The sequence below is a fragment of the Xanthomonas sp. NCPPB 3174 genome, from assembly GCF_056725205.1.
In genome coordinates this window covers 3,100,561-3,116,639 of sequence record NZ_CM161517.1, presented here as the reverse complement: position 1 = coordinate 3,116,639, position 16,079 = coordinate 3,100,561, and the positions used below count along the sequence as shown (strand labels likewise).

Genomic DNA, 16,079 nt, shown 5'->3' with positions numbered 1-16,079 from the left:
GGCAAGGACGCACGCGCCAGGGCACCGCCAGGCAGGCAGCGCCAGGGAAACGCTTGCGGTAGAGTGCACGGATGCACTCTCCGCTCTCCATTCAGCGCCTGCGCGGCGCCGAGATCGTGCCGTTCCTGGACGCGGTCGCGCAGTTGCGCATCGCGGTGTTCCGCGACTGGCCGTACCTCTACGACGGCGATCTGGGCTACGAACGCGACTACCTGGCCGCCTACGCCGCCTCGCCGGACAGCGTGTTCGTACTGGCACGCGACGGCGACCGGGTGGTCGGCGCTTCCACCGGGCTGCCATTGCTCGACGATGCCGAGGCGTTCGCGGCGGCTTTTGCCGGCAGTGAGATCGACCCCGCCGGGGTGTTCTATTTCGGCGAGTCGGTGTTGTTGCCGCAGTATCGCGGCCGCGGTGTCGGCCATGCCTTCTTCGACGAGCGCGAGGCGCATGCGCGCGCGCTCGGCCGCTTCCGCCTGACCGCGTTCTGTTCGGTGGAGCGGGCGCCCGACGATCCGCGACGGCCGCCGGATTACCGCGGCAACGACGCGTTCTGGCGCAAGCGCGGCTACCAACCGCAGCCGGCCTTGCGCATGCACCTGCCGTGGAACGAGGTCGGCCGCGGCGAAACGCCGCATACCCTGGGTTTCTGGACCCGCGCGCTGGAGCCTGTCGCATGAAAGTCGCCGTCGCCAAGTACCCGATCGGCGCGCCCGCCGACTTCACCGCCTTCGCCGACAAGCAGGCCGCGCTGCTCGGCGAGGCCGCGCAGGCCGGCGCGCAGCTGGCGGTGCTGCCCGAGTATCTGTCGCTGGAACTGGCCGCGACTTTCGGCGCCGACGTGTCGGCGCGGCTGCCGGCCTCGCTGGCGGCGATCCAGGCGCTGCATGCGCCGTACCTGGCCTTGTTCGCCGACCTGGCACGGCGCCATCGCCTGCACGTGGTCGCCGGCAGCTTCCTGCTTGACGACGGCCAGGGGCGCTACCGCAATCGCGCCTACTGGTTCACCCCGGACGGCGGCCACGGCTGGCAGGACAAGCTGCAACTGACCGGCTTCGAAAAGGCCACCGGCCTGATCGACGGCGGCGAGGCGTTGAAGGTGTTCGAGGCCGAGGGCGTGCGCGCCGGCGTGGCGGTCTGCTACGACAGCGAGTTCCCGCTGCCGGTCCGCGCCCAGTACGAGGCCGGCGCGCGCCTGCTGGTGGTGCCCAGTTGCACCGACACCGAGGCCGGCGCCACCCGCGTGCGCGTGGGCTGCCTGGCGCGGGCGCTGGAGAACCGCATCTTCGTGGCCCAGTCGGTGACCGCCGGCGTCGCCGAGTGGAGCCCGGCGCTGGACGTGAACACCGGTGAGGCCACGCTGTACGCGCCGATGGACGCCGGCTTCCCCGCCGACGGCATCGTCGCGCAGACCCGCGGCGAGCAGGTCTGGGCGATCGCCGAACTGGATTTCGCCGCGTTCGAAGCCAGTCGCGCCAACGCACAAGTGGCCAACGACCGCGACTGGCGCGGGCAACTGGCACCGGCCGTGCTACGCGCAGAGCTGAGCCGCTTCGCGTAGCCCCGTTCCCGCGGTGAGACGCTGCTTTACCAATCCCGAATCTCCAATCCCCAATCCCGCGGCGCCAGCAGGCGCCGCACCATCAAGGTAAAATCGCCCGATTCCCGTCGTTTCGAGCGTTCCATGGCCTGCCGCACCCGTTTTGCCCCCAGTCCCACCGGTTATCTGCACATCGGCGGCGCGCGCACCGCGCTGTACTGCTGGCTGGAGGCGCGCCACCGCGGCGGCGAATTCGTGCTGCGGATCGAGGACACCGACCGCGAGCGCAGCACCCAGGCGGCGATCGACGCGATCCTGGAGGCGATGGAATGGCTGGGCCTGGATTACGACGAAGGCCCGATCTACCAGACCCGGCGCCTGGACCGCTACCGCGAGGTCGCCGAGCAGTTGCTGGCGCAGGGCAAGGCCTACTACGCCTACGAGACCCGCGAGGAACTGGACGCCATGCGCGAAGCGGCGATGGCGCGGCAGGAAAAGCCGCGCTACAACGGCGCCGCGCGCGAGCTGAACCTGCCGTACCGCGACGATCCCAACCGGGTGATCCGCTTCAAGAACCCGACCGAGGGCGTGGTGGCGTTCGACGACCTGATCAAGGGCCGCATCGAGATCGCCAACAGCGAACTGGACGACATGGTGATCTTCCGTCCCGACGGCTACCCCACCTACAACTTCGCGGTGGTGGTGGACGACTGGGACATGGGCATCACCGAGGTGATCCGCGGCGACGACCACATCAATAACACCCCGCGGCAGATCAACATCTACCAGGCGCTGGGCGCGCCGGTGCCGAAGTTCGCGCACATGCCGATGATCCTCGACGAGCAGGGCGCCAAGCTGTCCAAGCGCACCGGCGCGGCCGACGTGATGCAGTACAAGGACGCCGGCTACCTGCCGCACGCGCTGATCAACTACCTGGCGCGGCTGGGCTGGTCGCACGGCGACCAGGAGTTGTTCGGGCGCCAGGAGTTGATCGACCTGTTCGACGTCAAGGACGTCAATTCCAAGGCTGCGCGCCTGGACATGGCCAAGCTGGGCTGGGTCAACCAGCACTACCTCAAGAGCGACGACCCGGCGACGATCGCGCCGCAGCTGGAATTCCAGTTGCGCAAGCTCGGCATCGACCCGGCCGCCGGCCCGTCCGCGGCCGAGGTGGTGGTGGCGCTGCGCGAGCGCGTGCAGACCCTGAAGGAAATGGCCGAGAAGGCCGAAGTCTGGTATCGCCCGCTGACCAGCTACGACGACGCGGCGGTGGCCAAGCATTTCAAACCGGGCGCCGAACTGGCGCTGGGCAAGGCCCGCGAACTTCTGGCCGCGCTGCCGCAGTGGAGCCTGGACGGCGTCGCCGCCGCGCTGCACGACACGGCCGCCGCCCTGGAGATCGGCATGGGCAAGGTGGCGCAGCCGCTGCGCGTGGCCATCACCGGCACCCAGGTCAGCCCCGACATCTCGCAGACCGTCTACCTGGCCGGTCGCGAAGAGGCCTTGAAACGCATCGACGCCGCGCTCATCAAGATCCCAGCGGGAAGCTGATTCCCGGGAGACCGCCATGTCCAGCAAGAAGACCGCCTGCACCGAGCCGCACCACCACGTCCACGACGCTGCCGACTTCGTCAAGGTGGTGGAGCGGGTCAGCCGCGAGCGCGGTCTGCGCCTGACCCCGATCCGCGCCAACGTGCTGCGGCTGATCGCCGAGGCCGGGCGCCCGGTCAAGGCCTACGACCTGCTGGAATGGGTGCGCGAAGGCAAGGGCGTGGGCGCCGACGCGCCGCCCACGGTGTACCGCGCGCTGGATTTCCTGATGGCCAACGGCTTCGTGCACAAGCTCGAATCGGTCAACGCCTTCGTCGCCTGCCACCACCCGAGCAGCGCCCAGCATTCGGTGCCGTTCCTGATCTGCGACCGCTGCCACAGCGCGGTGGAGCTGGAGGACCGCGACGTGGTCGCGCAACTGGAACAGCGCGCCAAGGCGCTGGGCTTCCAGCCGCAGGCGCAGACCCTGGAAGTGCACGGGCTGTGTGCGAAGTGCGCGGGTTGAGCCCGGCGCGCGCCGCAGGGCAGGGTGCTGGCGCCCGGTGCGACGCCGGTCCACCTGATTCCTGATCCGCTTCCTGCCGGCCAGTCGGCCGCGCCGCGCGACCGGCCGCAAGGCACCGGCGTGCCCGCCTGGCTCAGTCCTGCGACGCGACGCGCCCACCCTCGCGCACCTGCTCCCAGTCCAGTCCGAACCGCGCCAGGTACTTGCGCAGGCGGTCGGCGTCGTTGGTGCTGGCGCGCTGCGTGCGGGACACGGCGAACAGTTCGCGTCCGGCCTGCGACAACGACCTGGCGGTGGCGCAGACCCGCACCACGTCTTCCAGTTGCACGCGGTCGAAACGGTCCAGCTGGGCCGCCGCGTCGCCGAGCAGGGCGTCCAGCGGCGAGGGTGGGGTGCCATCGCGCCATTGCCGACGCAGGCGCTCGATTTCTTCCTCCACCAGCTCGCGCTGGATGCGCCCGGCATTGGCCAGTGTCGCCAGGCGCATCACCGAGGCGCTGAGGTCGCGGAAGTTGCCGTGCCAGCGCGCCTCCGCGCCGGTGGCGAAGGCGAGGTAGCGGCTGCGCGCCTCGCGATTGAAGGTCACCCGCTGGTGCTGCTCGCGCGACCAGCGCTCCAGTTCGAAGTCCAGGTTCGGCTCGATGTCCTCGCGGCGCTCGGCCAGGCCGGGCAGGTGGTAGGTCCACAGGTTCAGGCGCGCCAGCAGGTCCTCGCGGAAGCGGCCATGCGCGACGTGCTGGTGCAGGTCGCGGTTGGTGCCGGCGATCAGCTGGAACTCGCTCTCCACCTCGCGGTCGCTGCCGACCGGCAGGAAGCGCTTTTCCTCCAGTGCCCGCAACAACATGGCCTGCTCGTCCAGGCCCAGTTCGCCGATCTCGTCGAGGAACAGCAAGCCCTGGTGCGCCGAGCGCAGCAGCCCCGGGCGGTCGCTGACCGCGCCGGTGTAGGCGCCCTTGGTATGGCCGAACAGCGCGCTCATCGCGCCGTCGCCGCGCAGCGTGGCGCAATTGACCTCGACGAAACGCCCCGGCAACTGGTGCTTGAGCTTCTTCAGCTCGAACACGCGCTTGGCCAACTGGCTCTTGCCGGCGCCGGTCGGGCCCATCAACAGCATCGGCGCCCTGGAGCGCGTGGCCACGGTCTCGATCTGTTCGATCATGCGGTTGAACGCCGCATTGCGCGTGGCGATACCGCTCTTCAGCAACGCACGGTCCTGCAGTTGCTGCTGCTGGAAGCGCTGCGCGATGCGGTCGTAACGCGACAGGTCCAGGTCGATCACGGTGTAGGCGCCGGCCTCGCCGCTGCCCTGTTTGCGCGGCGGCGAGGTCTGCAGCAGGCGCCCGGGGAAGTGCCGGCTCTCGGTCAGCAGGAAGCCGCAGATCTGGCTGACGTGGCTGCCGGTGGTGATGTGCAGATAGTAGTCCTCTTCGTCCGGGCGGAACGCGTAGCCGGCGAAGAAGTCGTGCAGGGTGGCGTACACCCCTTCGAAGTCCCAGGGATCGGCCAGGTAGGTGTCGTGCAACTGCACCTGTGTGTCGGGCGAGACCTGGCCCAGGTCCTCGCTCACTAGCTGCGCCAGCTTCTGGTAGCGGCGCAGGTCGGTCAGCAGCTCCAGGCGGCTGAGCAGAAAGTCCTCGTGCATGCCCAGCGCCACCGTCGGGCGCCACTTCTCCCAGCGCCCGGGGCCGCTGCCGGAATCCAGTTGGGTGCCGAGCATGCCGAACACCACCTGTGGCCTGTCCATATCCATCCTTATAAGAGTGTCGCTGAAGTTATAGGAATGTTCGGCATCGAACAAGCGAGCGCTGCCTCTCGTTTCTCAATTTTCTTATTTTAATCAATGCGTTGAGGTGTTCGCGAAAAAGTTGGCACGGCCATTGCGATATCTGGGCATCACCAACGCGGGCCGTTCCCGCCAGGAGCCTGACATGGCCAACCTCTCTCTGTTCTCGTCCTCGCGTGGCGCGCTGCTGCCGCCGGCGACGGTGCGCAACGACGCCGGTGGCGCCGCCTATGCGCGCTCGCCGCAGGCGGCGCTTGCGCTGTATGCGGCCACCGGCTGCTTGAACGGCACCTACTATGCGGGTGCCGAGGTGCAACTGCAGCAGGTGCTCGGGCTGTGCGCGCAGGTCGATCCGGCCTTCGTCGCGCAGACCGCGATCTACGCACGCCAGGTCGCGTACATGAAGGACATGCCGGCGTTGTTGTTGGCCACGTTGACCACGCGCGATCCCGACCTGTTCGCACGGGCTTTCCCGCGCGTGATCGACAACGGCCGCCTGCTGCGCAACTTCGTGCAGATCGTGCGCAGCGGCCAACTCGGGCGCAAGTCGCTGGGGTCGCGGCCCAAGTGCCTGGTGCGGCGGTGGCTGCAGCAGGCCTCGGCGCAGACCATCGTGCAGGCGGCGATCGGCCAGCAGCCGTCGCTGGCCGACGTGATCCGCATGGTCCACCCGAAGCCGGCCGACGCCGAGCGCGAGGCGCTGTATGCGTGGGTGGTCGGCAAGCCGTACCGCGAGGAGGCGCTGCCGGCACTGCTGCAGGCGTACGAGGCGTTCAAGCGCGCACCGTCCGGGGCGTTGCCCGAGTTGCCGTTCCAGTACTACACCGCCTTGCCGCTGACCGCGGCGCATTGGGCGGCGCTGGCCCGCAACGCCTCGTGGCAGACCCTGCGCATGAACCTCAACACCTTCGCGCGGCATGGGGTGTTCGAGGATCCGGCGATGGTGGCGCAGGTCGCGGCACGCTTGCGCGATCCGGCGCAGATCCAGCGCGCCCGGGTGTTTCCGTACCAGTTGCTGGTGGCCAGCACCGCGGCCAGCCAGTTGCCGCCGCCGATCGGCCAGGCGCTGCGCGAGGCGATGGAGATCGCGACGCGGCAGGTGCCGCGGCTGGACGGCAACGTGGTGGTGGCAGTGGATGTGTCCGGCTCGATGGCGGCGCCGGTGACCGGCTTCCGCCGTGGCGCCAGCAGCAGCGTGCGCTGCGTGGATGTGGCCGCGCTGATCGCGGCCTGCGTGCAGCGGGTCAATCCGCGCGCCACGGTGTTGCCGTTCGACACCGAGGTGCGGTCGCTGCGCTTGCGGCAGCGCCAGGACGTGATCGCGCAGGCGCAGCAACTGGCCGCGTTGTGCGGTGGCGGGACCAGCGTCAGCGCGCCGCTGCTGCAGTTGAACGCGCAGCGTGCGCCGGTCGATCTGCTGGTGCTGGTGTCGGACAACGAGAGCTGGCGCGACACCCGTAGCGGCGCGACCGCGACCATGCAGGCCTGGGCCGAGTTGAAGGCGCGGTGCCCGCAGGCACGCATGGTCTGCATCGACCTGCAGCCGGTCGCCACCAGCCAGACGGTCGAACGCGACGACATCCTGCATGTCGGCGGCTTCAGCGACGCGGTGTTCGACCTGCTGGCCACGTTCGCGGCCGAAGGCGCCGGCGCCAAGCGCTGGGTCGAGCGGATCGGCTCGATCGTGGTGTGAGGCCTTGAAGGAAGGTGTTACCCGGCGGGCAATGGGGCCCGCCGGGCCGCGGGAGAACCAAGATTCGCGTTGACGGAGGCGGCAATGGCGGCCTCCATGTTTCGCCGCCGGCGTCCACGAATGCCGATGGAACTACAGCCTCCGAAGCTCCAGGTCGCGGGTTCGAATCCCGCCCACTCCAGGGATGGGGTCGGTAGCTCAGTTGGTAGAGCGGGAATGTTCCATCTCTCTTGTCGCGGACGTCGTCGGTCCTGTTGTGCGCGTTGCCTGGCGGATGCAGGCGGAACTCCATCGGTCGCGGGTTCGAATCCCGCCCGCCCTATGGCGGTAGCTCAGCGGTAGAGCGATCGTTCCGCGTATGGACTTGCCGCGTGAGGCGATGCGTTGGTTTTGCGGTGAATGCAGGTGGAACTCCATCTGGTAGCCCTTTAAGGGTCGGGTTCGAGCCCCGGCCGCACGGCGTCAGTGGCGCCATGCGGAAGGTTCCACCCTCCCTCGTCACCGCGCTTTTTTTCTTTGAACATGCGTTACACAAGGAGCAACACCATGAATGCCGAGCAGTACGACGTCATCGCGCAGCCGGGAGCGGCGCCGATCAAGCTGTGGACCCGCGGCGTGCCGCTGGAGGACGAGGCGCGCCAGCAGCTGCAGAACATCGCCAAGCTGCCCTTCATCCATCGCTGGATCGCGGTGATGCCGGACGTGCACCTGGGCAAGGGCGCGACCGTCGGCTCGGTGGTGCCGACGATCGGCGCGATCGTGCCGGCCGCGGTGGGTGTGGACATCGGCTGCGGGATGATCGCCGCGCGCACCTCGCTGGTCGCCAGCGACCTGCCGGACAACCTGGCGCCGATCCGCAGCGCGATCGAGCGTGCGGTGCCGCACGGGCGCACGCCCGGCGCGCGCGACAAGGGCGCGTGGCAGACGCCGCCGGGCGCGGCGGTGGACGGCTGGGCGCAGCTGGCCAGCGACTTCGCGTTGATCTGCGAGCGTCATCCGCGCCTGCGCAAGACCAACAACCTGCAGCATCTCGGCACTCTCGGCACCGGCAACCACTTCGTGGAGATGTGCCTGGACGAGGCGCAGCGGGTCTGGTTCATGCTGCACTCCGGTTCGCGCGGCGTCGGCAATGCGATCGGCAACCACTTCATCCAGCTCGCCAAGGAGGAAATGCGGCGCTGGATGATCAACCTGCCGGACCAGGACCTGGCCTATCTGCCGGAAGGCAGCCAGTACTACGGGGACTACGTGTTCGCGGTGGACTGGGCGCAGCGCTATGCGCGGATCAACCGCGAGATCATGATGCGCAGCGTGGTCGAGGCGGTCCGCACGGTGATCGCCAAGCCGTTCGAGGCGCAGGCCGAGGCGGTGAACTGCCACCACAACTACGTCAGCCGCGAGCACCACTTCGGCAAGGACGTGTTCGTGACCCGCAAGGGCGCGGTGAGCGCGCGCAAGGGTGAGCTGGGTATCATTCCGGGCAGCATGGGCGCCAAAAGCTTCATCGTGCGCGGGCTGGGCAATGCCGACAGCTTCCACAGCTGCAGCCATGGGGCCGGCCGGGTGATGAGCCGCACCGAGGCGCGTCGCCGCATCAGCGTCGACGAGCACGTCAAGGCCACCGCGCATGTGGAGTGTCGCAAGGACCAGGACGTGGTGGACGAGTCGCCGGCGGCCTACAAGCCGATCGAGGCGGTGATGGCCGCGCAGCGCGACCTGGTGGAGATCGTGCACACCCTACGGCAGGTGGTGTGCGTCAAGGGCTAGTCACAGGTGCCGGCCGGCATGCACTGCGGTCGGTCGGCGCCGATCGTCCGCGCGGGTTGGCCGGCACGGGCGTTTTTCAACGATGGATTGCGTTGCAATGGACATGATCGAACTCGATGGTGCGGCGGGCGGCGGGCAACTGCTGCGCACCGCGCTGACGCTGAGCCTGTGCACCGGGACCGGCTTCACCTTCAGCAACATCCGTGGCGCGCGTCCGCGTCCGGGCCTGATGCGCCAGCACCTGACCGCGGTCGTGGCGGCCGCCACGATCGGCCAGGCGCGCACGCACGGGGCGCAGATCGGCGCGACCACGCTGCGCTTCGAGCCGGGAGCGGTGGTGCCCGGCGACTATCACTTCGCCACCGGCAGTGCCGGCTCGATCACGCTGGTACTGCAGACGGTGCTGCCGGCGCTGTGGCGCGCCGCTGCGCCGTCGCGCCTTACCCTGGAGGGTGGCACCCACAATCCGCTGGCGCCCTGCGCCGATTTCCTGGTCGAGACCTGGCTGCCGGCGCTGCAGCGCCTGGGCGTGGCTGCGACGTTGACGCTGGACCGGCATGGCTTCTATCCGGCCGGCGGCGGCGCGCTGCGGGCCAGCATCGCGCCCTGTGCGCAGTTGCAGCAGGTCTGCTTCGATGCGCGAGGCGAACTGCAGGCGATCGAGGCGCAGGTGCTGGTCTCGGGCCTGTCCGGCAAGATCGGCAGGCGCGAACTGGCGGTGCTGGCCGAGCGACTTGGCGTGGACGCCAATCCGCGCCACGTGCACAGCGTGCGCCCGGCGCAGGGACCGGGCAACACCGCGCTAGTGCGGGTGCGGCATGCGGCGCACGTGGAGGTGTTCGCCGGTCACGGCGAGCGCGGCGTCTCCGCCGAGCAGGTCGGCGAACGCCTGGCGGCGCAGGTGCGCCGCTACCTCGACAGCGGCGCCTGCGTCGGCGAGCACCTCGCCGACCAGTTGCTGCTGCCAATGGCACTGGCCGGTGGCGGCGCCTTCACCACGGATACGGTCAGCGCGCACCTGTCCAGCAATGCCCGCCTGATCGAGAAGTTCCTGCCGGTGGAGATCGCCTGGGAGCAGGTGGATGCGCGGCAGTGGCGGGTGGTCGTGTCCAGTTGATGGCAGCCACCGGCGGGTGGTGCCGCCGTGCCGGCGCCTGCAGGCTGCAGGATGTGAGATGCCCACAGCGGTGCTGTCTACGCTAGGCGCCGTTTGATGCCGGATGCAGGACCATAATGACGCGGCGCGGGCGCAGTCTCGCGCGGTGCCGGCGGTGTGCCGGCTTCCTGCCGCAGGATCAGGCGCAATGGAGGATGCACATGGACAAGAACGTGCGCGTGCTGTGCTGGATATTGTCATCGACGCTGCTGCCGATCGCGCAGGCAATGGCCGATCCCCCCACCGAACTCATGCAACCGCTGCCGGCGTCGTTGATCTTCAACGACGACAACGGCAAGATCCTTGGGACGTCCGGGCCGCAGCAGCCCACCGCGTATGCCCTGGCGCAGTGGGGCGCCAATCCGAATAGTTCGGATACCTTGCAGCCGGTGATTGGCGGTTCGGCGCAGGGCTGGCAGGCCGAGAGCGTGCGTGCGCGGGTGAAGTACTATCCGGTCTACGCTGGTCACGCCAACGCCTACGAACTGGCGCAGGCCGACAACAAGTGCGCCGGTTCGGATCCGGGCAATCCAAATCCATACGACGGCGAGAAGGATCTGTTCCTGGTGACCGCCGATTCGAGGTTCTGGGGCAGTAACGCACTGCTTGGTTTCACGCCCAGCGCGCCGCTGTCCAGTCTTGGCGCCATTCGCGTGCGCGTCGGGTTGAGCAGGACCTACGAAGACGATGTCCGCTGCGGCGGGACGGCGCCCAGCGGCACCGGCTATGCCTTCAGTTTCATCCTCGGCAATACGCAGGGGCAGACCTTGTTCTACCAGATCGACCTGGGTCATACCGGCGCGACTCCCGCGCAGGATCCGTCCACGCCTTGGTGCCCGCATGGGTACGAAGACACGCAGAGTCTGGACTTCTGCCTGGACGACGACATCCGCAACATGGGCGGGCAGTGGAATCTCGCCGGCACGGCGACGTCCAACGACGTGGATTTCCTGCCCAGGCTGCTGCAGGTCATCGGCAAGGGCCACACCAAGCCGGTGCGCGACAAGCAGGGCAATCCCATCAGCCTGGATCGCGATCCGAGCCACTGGACGCTGACGTCGGTGTACATGGGCCATATCACCCAGGGCAAGACCATCAGCACCACGATCTGGTACGACCCCAGCGTCAGGACCTGGCCGGGTGGCACCTTCTGCAGTGCGGCGGGCACGCTGACCCAATACACCTGCAACATGAGCGCGCAGGATGCGACCCAGCTTGGCGCGGGATGGGTCGCTGTCGGCAATGCCTGCTATCACCGCAACGCGGGTACTTCCTGCCCGTAGTGAGGTGTCGCTGCGGTGCACGGTCGCGGGGCGGGTGAGGCGCACCCGAAGCGCTCGCTAGCCAAGATGCGCCGCGCCTCCCGGCCAGCGGGTCGAACGAAGGCCCGATGGTGCAGAAGCGCAGCCGCCTGCTGCACGCGACCGCCCAGCATCGCTGGGCGGCCCGCCTGCGCATCACAGTGCGCGGTTGAAGCCCTGCACGATCTCCATGGAGACCTCGCGCGTGCCCGGCGCTCCCTGGAGTTGCCTGGACGCTGCCATTGCCGCGTCGACCGAGCCGTAGTCGATCATGGCGCTGCCATCGAGGTCCGAGGCATACACCAGGCTGCCGCCACTGCGGCGGGCCAGTGCCCGGGCCACGTCCGGCGTGGTGCCGAACAGCTTGAGCTTGCCGGTGACCACCACCGGCTGACCGCTGCGTTCGTCGATCGCGGCGCGCAGCGCGGTCGCGTCCGCTGCGCGGGACTGGGCAGCCGCTGCGGTGCCGGCGCGGGCGTTGCCGCCGAGCACGATGGCATACGGTCCGATGCGCGCTACGACGGTGCCGCCGCCATCGGCGGCAGCGACCTGGGCGCGCTGCGCGCTGGTGCCTGCCATCTGCGGTCCTGTGCGCACCGTGGCATCGGGCAGCAGACGGTAGGTGCTGCGACCGATCTGGAAGCGCGCGCCGTTGGCTGCCTGGTGCAGTGCCTGGGCATCGGCGTATTGGGCCGAGGCGGGTGTGGCCGCGGTCAGTGCAAGCACGGCGAAAAGAAAGAGCGTAATGGTCTTCATGTCAGTGGCCCACCACGCGGAGTTCGAAGTCCTGCAGTTGTTCCTTGCCGTGCGCGTCGAGCATGTCGGCCACCTCCAGCGTCCAGGGCCCGGCCGCATCTTCGTCCAGGAAGGCATTGCTGGCGGTCAGCGGGATCGACATGCCCTGGGTATAGACGTCCTTGTTCAAGGCCGAGAACGGGGTCATCACGTAGCTGCGGGTGCCATGCGGGGAGATCAGCACCACGCGCAGACGGCTGGGATCCTTGTGGGTGCCGTCGAAGTACAGTTGCACCGCCTCGACCTTGAAGTGCTGCTTGATGGCCACGGTCAGCCTGGCCGGCGAGGCGACGCCGCCGATGGTGCTGGCCGCGTCGGTGGTGACCTGGTAGTCGGTGTCCTGCAGCGGCGGCAGGGTGTTGAAGTGCGTGGCCGCCTCGACGGCCGCCGCGGCATCCACCAGCCCGAAGCCGTACCAATTGCTGAAGCGATGGCCGGCGGCGTTGGTGATCCAGCCGGGATCGATCACGCTGCCGTTGTAGAGCGCCTTCGGCTGCCCGCTGTCGATCGGCCGCGCGGTCGTGGCCAGGATGTATTTCACGTCGCGCCAGGTCAGTTGCGGATTCACGCCGAGCATCAGCGCCGTCACCCCTGACACCGTCGGCGTGGCCGAGGACGTGCCGTTCATGAGTCCGGTGTAGTTGCACGATGCGTCGATCGAGGACTTGCTGCCGTCCAGCGCGTTCTCCACCGGCACCCCGTCGCGGTTGTAGCCGGCGGCGCAGCCGCTGAGGTCGGTGGTCACGATCGCCGGGTCGTAGTGGGGGTCGCTGGCGGTCGCCGCCGACCGGGACTGCTGGTAGCGCTTCTGCTGCCCGTATTCGCCGCCGAAGCCGCTGACCCAGACCGCCGAGCCGGGCGACGAGTAGGAGCTGCGCACGCCTCGCGCATTCACCGCACCGACCACGATGGTGGTGATCAGATCGTTCTTCGGATCGACGTTGGCCAGGCTGCAGGCGACGTTGTAGCGCTTTGGCAGATCCGGGCAATGATCGGCCAGGGCGCCTTGCGCGTCCGCGTAAATGAAGCTGTTGAAGTCGTTGCCGGCTGCCTTGACGTAGATGGCGCCCTTGCCGTTGCGCCCGGCGCGCATGAGTTTCTCCCAGGCGTATTGATCTTCGACCGAGACGTTCGGATAGAAATTGGAGACGATGCCCCAGCTGTTGTTGAAGATGTCCAGGTTTCTGGCCTCGGCACCATTTCCCCATGCATTGCGGAGCTTGTCGTCGCTCTGGTCCGACTGCAGGAAGTTGAAGCCTGCCAGCGACGCTTCCGGGGCGACGCCGCGTCCGCCTTTGCCGTTCCAGCCCACCGCGGCAGCGATGCCGGCCACCGCCGTGCCGTGCGCGTCGTCGACGTCGCTGGGCTTGGGGTCATGCGAACCGTCCAGGAAGTTGTGCGAGCCGTTGGGCAGCATGTTGGCGGCAAGGTCTTCGTGGCGGATGTCCAACCCGCCGTCGATCACGCCGATCTTGGCGCCTGCGCCGCGGATGTGCAGTTCGTGCAGGACATCCACATCCAGGTCGACGCCGGGCGTGGGAAGCGTGTCGCCGATGACCGCCTGGCCCTGGTTGTGCAGGTACCACTGATAGCGGAACAGCGGATCGTCGGCGGCGCTTGTGGCGGCCGCGGCAGTGCCTGCGGCCATGCCGAGCGCGAGTGCCGACAGCAGGACAGTGACCGGTCGTGTGCGGAATGGTGTCATGTGGCGGATCCAGGAGAGGTGGGGGACGGTCGATGGCGCTTGCCACGTGCATGCCAGGCATCGCCTGCGCAGCGCCGATCGAGGCGTTGCAGGGTGGCGTTCGCGATCGAATCGGGTTGCGGTCGATCGCCAGGCGCGGCGCAAGCTACCCGGATCTGGATTTCCGTCGCAAGCGCAACGCACGCCGCGAAAATGACGCAGTTCGCATGTGTTCCGGTACTGTGCCGATCGCCGCGCGATGGCGCACGATTTCGGTCGAAACGCACTGCCGGCGCGTGCGAAGCGTTTACGAATTGCGCCAGCACATCGACGGCCGCGCGGCCCGTGCAACGGATGCGCCGCCACGGCTGCGCAAAGCGGAATGCGGGCATGCACGCCATCACCCGGGCACGCGGCGTGGTGAGGTCCGCGCGGAAGAGGCCGCTACATCGCCCGGAACAGCGGCAGGTAGCTGCGGCTGACCGGCAGCGTCTCCGCGCGGCCGCGCAGGTGGATCTGTGCGGTCTCGTTGTCGCCACGCACCACGTGCAGGATCGCGCGGCGATTGACCACCACCGAGCGGTGCACCTGCTGGAAGTCATCCGGATCGAGTTGCGCGGCCAGGTCCCTGAGCGGCGTGGACACGATTGAGGTGCACGCCTGTCCGTCCGGATCGCGCCAGGCCACGCTGGTGTACTTGCTGTCCGAGCGCAGGTAGTCGATGGCTTCCACGGCGATCAGGCGCACGCTGCTGCCGCTCTGTGCCTGCAGCCAGCGCAGTGGGGCGGGGCGCTCGGGTGGGCGCAGCCGCTGCGCCAGGCGCAACAGTTGTTCGCTGAGGTCGGCCGCCGGTTGCGCCGCCTGCAGGCGCTGTTGCAGCCGCGCGACGGTATCGGCCAGACGCGCGTCCTGCACCGGCTTGACCAGATAGTCGAGCGCGCCTTCGGCAAAGGCCTGCACCGCATAGTCGGTGTAGGCGGTGACGAACACCAGATGCGCGCGGCGGCCGATCTGCTGCGCGGCCTGCACGCCGGACAGGCCTGGCATCTGGATGTCGAGCAGGCAGATCTGCGGCGCATGTTCCTCGAACAGGCGCACCGCCTCGCGGCCGTTGCGCGCCTCGGCGACGATCCGCAAGTCGGGCCACAGGCGCGCCAACTGACACCGCAGGGCTTCGCGCAGCAGCGGTTCGTCGTCGGCGATCAGCGCGGTGGGCGGGATCATCGGGGCGGTACCGTCATCGGCAGGCTGAGATCGGCGCAGGTGCCGTGCGGCAGGCGCGGACGCAACTGCAACTGCGCCGTATCGCCGAAGCCGAGCGCGAGGCGGTCGCGCAAGGTGCTCAGGCCGGTGCCCAGCCCGCCGCGGCCGTCGCCCTCGCCGGCGCCGCTGTCTTCCACACGCAGATGGCAGCGCTCGCCGCTGCGCCAGGCACGAATGGCGATGCTGCCGCCTTCCTCGGACGGATCGATGCCATGCTTGACCGCGTTCTCGACCAGGGTCAGCACGGCGAGAGTCGGGCAGCGCACTGCCTGCACGGCGTCCTCGGCGTCGATCGTGTAGTGCAGCCGGTCGGGCATGCGCATGTGCATCAGTTCCAGGTAGGCGCGCGCCAGCGCCAGTTCGTCGCCCACCGTGCTAGTGGCCTCGTGCAGGCGCGGCACCGCGGCGTGCAGGTACGCGGTCAGGCTGCGCATCAGGTCTGCGGCCCGCGGCGACCCGACATCGATCAGCGCCTGCACGTTGGCCAGAGTATTGAACAGAAAATGCGGGGCGACCTGGCGTTGCAACAGCTGCAGGCGCGCATCGAGCGCCTCGCGTTCCAGTTCGCTGCGTTCCAACGCGAACGCCAATGCCTGGTGCCGGGCCAACGCATCCTTCTGCCGCACCAGGGCGGCCAGCGCCATCCATGGCGCGATCAGCACGCCGACGATGGTCAGCGTGGCGAAGCCGGCCAGCCGATCCGGGTCCTGCCAGAACGGCGGCGCACCGGCGTGGGTGGAGCCCAGGTAGATCAGCAGGGTCGTCGTCGGGATCGCCAGTGCGACGCCGGCCACCTGCAGCGCCCAGCGCGCCAGCCAGGGCGGCAGCCGTTGTGGCCGGCGCTCCAACAGCGTGTAGGCACCCAGCGCAGCCGCTCCCAGCATGAGGCTGCGGACCAGGACCGGCAGGGGACTGTCCCAACTCAGGCTCATCAGCAGGCCGAGCGTGCCGGAGACCAGGAACACCGGCACGATGCGCGCCCAGGTCAGCAGCGCAGGCATGCGCGGCGGTGCGGAGAGCGGGGACGGAGGCGACATGGCCGCG

13 protein-coding genes are annotated in these 16,079 nt (G+C 68.8%); 8 read left to right on the top strand and 5 right to left on the bottom strand.

The window, feature by feature from the left end; translation table 11 throughout:
• Positions 1-71 precede the first annotated feature (71 nt).
• The 4 genes from AC1PK7_RS13835 (at position 72) to AC1PK7_RS13820 (ending at position 3,593) form a co-directional block, all read left to right on the top strand.
• Complete coding sequence (locus tag AC1PK7_RS13835; RefSeq protein WP_371182748.1) at positions 72-677, top strand: GNAT family N-acetyltransferase; 606 nt, start codon at positions 72-74, stop codon at positions 675-677.
• Positions 674-1,558: a carbon-nitrogen hydrolase family protein gene (locus AC1PK7_RS13830; protein ID WP_371182746.1), complete on the top strand. Its 885-nt coding sequence runs from the start codon at positions 674-676 to the stop codon at positions 1,556-1,558. Before AC1PK7_RS13835 ends, AC1PK7_RS13830 begins: the two co-directional genes overlap by 4 nt.
• Positions 1,559-1,681: 123 nt before the next feature.
• Complete coding sequence (gene gltX / locus AC1PK7_RS13825; RefSeq protein WP_481098505.1) at positions 1,682-3,088, top strand: glutamate--tRNA ligase; 1,407 nt, start codon at positions 1,682-1,684, stop codon at positions 3,086-3,088.
• Positions 3,089-3,104: 16 nt separating this feature from the next.
• Positions 3,105-3,593, top strand: coding sequence for a transcriptional repressor (locus tag AC1PK7_RS13820; RefSeq protein WP_010343476.1), 489 nt, complete (start codon positions 3,105-3,107; stop codon positions 3,591-3,593).
• A 133-nt stretch (positions 3,594-3,726) separates the two neighbouring features.
• Here AC1PK7_RS13820 and rtcR read toward each other — a convergent pair whose 3' ends face one another.
• Positions 3,727-5,391 carry an RNA repair transcriptional activator RtcR gene (gene rtcR, locus AC1PK7_RS13815; protein WP_481098504.1) on the bottom strand — a complete coding sequence of 555 codons (1,665 nt, stop codon included), beginning with the start codon at positions 5,389-5,391 and terminating at the stop codon, positions 3,727-3,729.
• Between the two features lie 130 nt (positions 5,392-5,521).
• Between rtcR and AC1PK7_RS13810 the strand changes: the two genes are divergently transcribed.
• From AC1PK7_RS13810 to AC1PK7_RS13795, 4 genes are all read left to right on the top strand, one after another.
• Positions 5,522-7,069, top strand: a complete 1,548-nt coding sequence (locus AC1PK7_RS13810; RefSeq protein WP_481098503.1) for an RNA-binding protein — start codon at positions 5,522-5,524, stop codon at positions 7,067-7,069.
• A 546-nt stretch (positions 7,070-7,615) separates the two neighbouring features.
• Positions 7,616-8,836 (top strand): RtcB family protein, encoded by a 1,221-nt coding sequence (locus AC1PK7_RS13805; RefSeq protein WP_481098502.1) that lies wholly within the window; start codon positions 7,616-7,618, stop codon positions 8,834-8,836.
• 97 nt (positions 8,837-8,933) lie between these two features.
• Positions 8,934-9,953, top strand: a complete 1,020-nt coding sequence (gene rtcA, locus AC1PK7_RS13800) for an RNA 3'-terminal phosphate cyclase (protein ID WP_481098501.1) — start codon at positions 8,934-8,936, stop codon at positions 9,951-9,953.
• Positions 9,954-10,153: 200 nt separating this feature from the next.
• Positions 10,154-11,275, top strand: coding sequence for a hypothetical protein (locus AC1PK7_RS13795; RefSeq protein ID WP_481098500.1), 1,122 nt, complete (start codon positions 10,154-10,156; stop codon positions 11,273-11,275).
• A 174-nt stretch (positions 11,276-11,449) separates the two neighbouring features.
• Here the strand turns inward: AC1PK7_RS13795 and AC1PK7_RS13790 are convergent, their stop codons facing one another.
• The 4 genes from AC1PK7_RS13790 to AC1PK7_RS13775 form a co-directional block, all read right to left on the bottom strand.
• Entirely contained in the window at positions 11,450-12,049 is a 600-nt protein-coding gene (locus AC1PK7_RS13790; RefSeq protein WP_481098499.1) for a hypothetical protein, read from the bottom strand.
• 1 nt (position 12,050) lies between these two features.
• Positions 12,051-13,793: a S8 family serine peptidase gene (locus AC1PK7_RS13785; protein WP_481098498.1), complete on the bottom strand. Its 1,743-nt coding sequence runs from the start codon at positions 13,791-13,793 to the stop codon at positions 12,051-12,053.
• Between the two features lie 423 nt (positions 13,794-14,216).
• Positions 14,217-14,996: a LytR/AlgR family response regulator transcription factor gene (locus AC1PK7_RS13780; RefSeq protein WP_481098497.1), complete on the bottom strand. Its 780-nt coding sequence runs from the start codon at positions 14,994-14,996 to the stop codon at positions 14,217-14,219.
• Positions 14,993-16,072: a sensor histidine kinase gene (locus AC1PK7_RS13775; RefSeq protein ID WP_226977998.1), complete on the bottom strand. Its 1,080-nt coding sequence runs from the start codon at positions 16,070-16,072 to the stop codon at positions 14,993-14,995. The genes AC1PK7_RS13780 and AC1PK7_RS13775 overlap by 4 nt, the downstream gene beginning before the upstream one ends.
• Between the last annotated feature and the right edge of the window lie 7 nt (positions 16,073-16,079).

What these genes read in the sequence shown, in the direction of transcription:
- AC1PK7_RS13795 (WP_481098500.1), top strand. Translation starts at nt 10,154, where the DNA reads ATGGACAAGAACGTGCGCGTGCTGTGCTGGATATTGTCATCGACGCTG.
- AC1PK7_RS13830 (WP_371182746.1), top strand. Translation starts at nt 674, where the DNA reads ATGAAAGTCGCCGTCGCCAAGTACCCGATCGGCGCGCCCGCCGACTTC.
- AC1PK7_RS13835 (WP_371182748.1), top strand. Translation starts at nt 72, where the DNA reads ATGCACTCTCCGCTCTCCATTCAGCGCCTGCGCGGCGCCGAGATCGTG.
- AC1PK7_RS13820 (WP_010343476.1), top strand. Translation starts at nt 3,105, where the DNA reads ATGTCCAGCAAGAAGACCGCCTGCACCGAGCCGCACCACCACGTCCAC.
- AC1PK7_RS13805 (WP_481098502.1), top strand. Translation starts at nt 7,616, where the DNA reads ATGAATGCCGAGCAGTACGACGTCATCGCGCAGCCGGGAGCGGCGCCG.
- AC1PK7_RS13810 (WP_481098503.1), top strand. Translation starts at nt 5,522, where the DNA reads ATGGCCAACCTCTCTCTGTTCTCGTCCTCGCGTGGCGCGCTGCTGCCG.
- AC1PK7_RS13785 (WP_481098498.1), bottom strand. Translation starts at nt 13,793, where the DNA reads ATGACACCATTCCGCACACGACCGGTCACTGTCCTGCTGTCGGCACTC.
- AC1PK7_RS13780 (WP_481098497.1), bottom strand. Translation starts at nt 14,996, where the DNA reads ATGATCCCGCCCACCGCGCTGATCGCCGACGACGAACCGCTGCTGCGC.
- rtcA (WP_481098501.1), top strand. Translation starts at nt 8,934, where the DNA reads ATGGACATGATCGAACTCGATGGTGCGGCGGGCGGCGGGCAACTGCTG.
- gltX (WP_481098505.1), top strand. Translation starts at nt 1,682, where the DNA reads ATGGCCTGCCGCACCCGTTTTGCCCCCAGTCCCACCGGTTATCTGCAC.
- AC1PK7_RS13790 (WP_481098499.1), bottom strand. Translation starts at nt 12,049, where the DNA reads ATGAAGACCATTACGCTCTTTCTTTTCGCCGTGCTTGCACTGACCGCG.
- AC1PK7_RS13775 (WP_226977998.1), bottom strand. Translation starts at nt 16,072, where the DNA reads ATGTCGCCTCCGTCCCCGCTCTCCGCACCGCCGCGCATGCCTGCGCTG.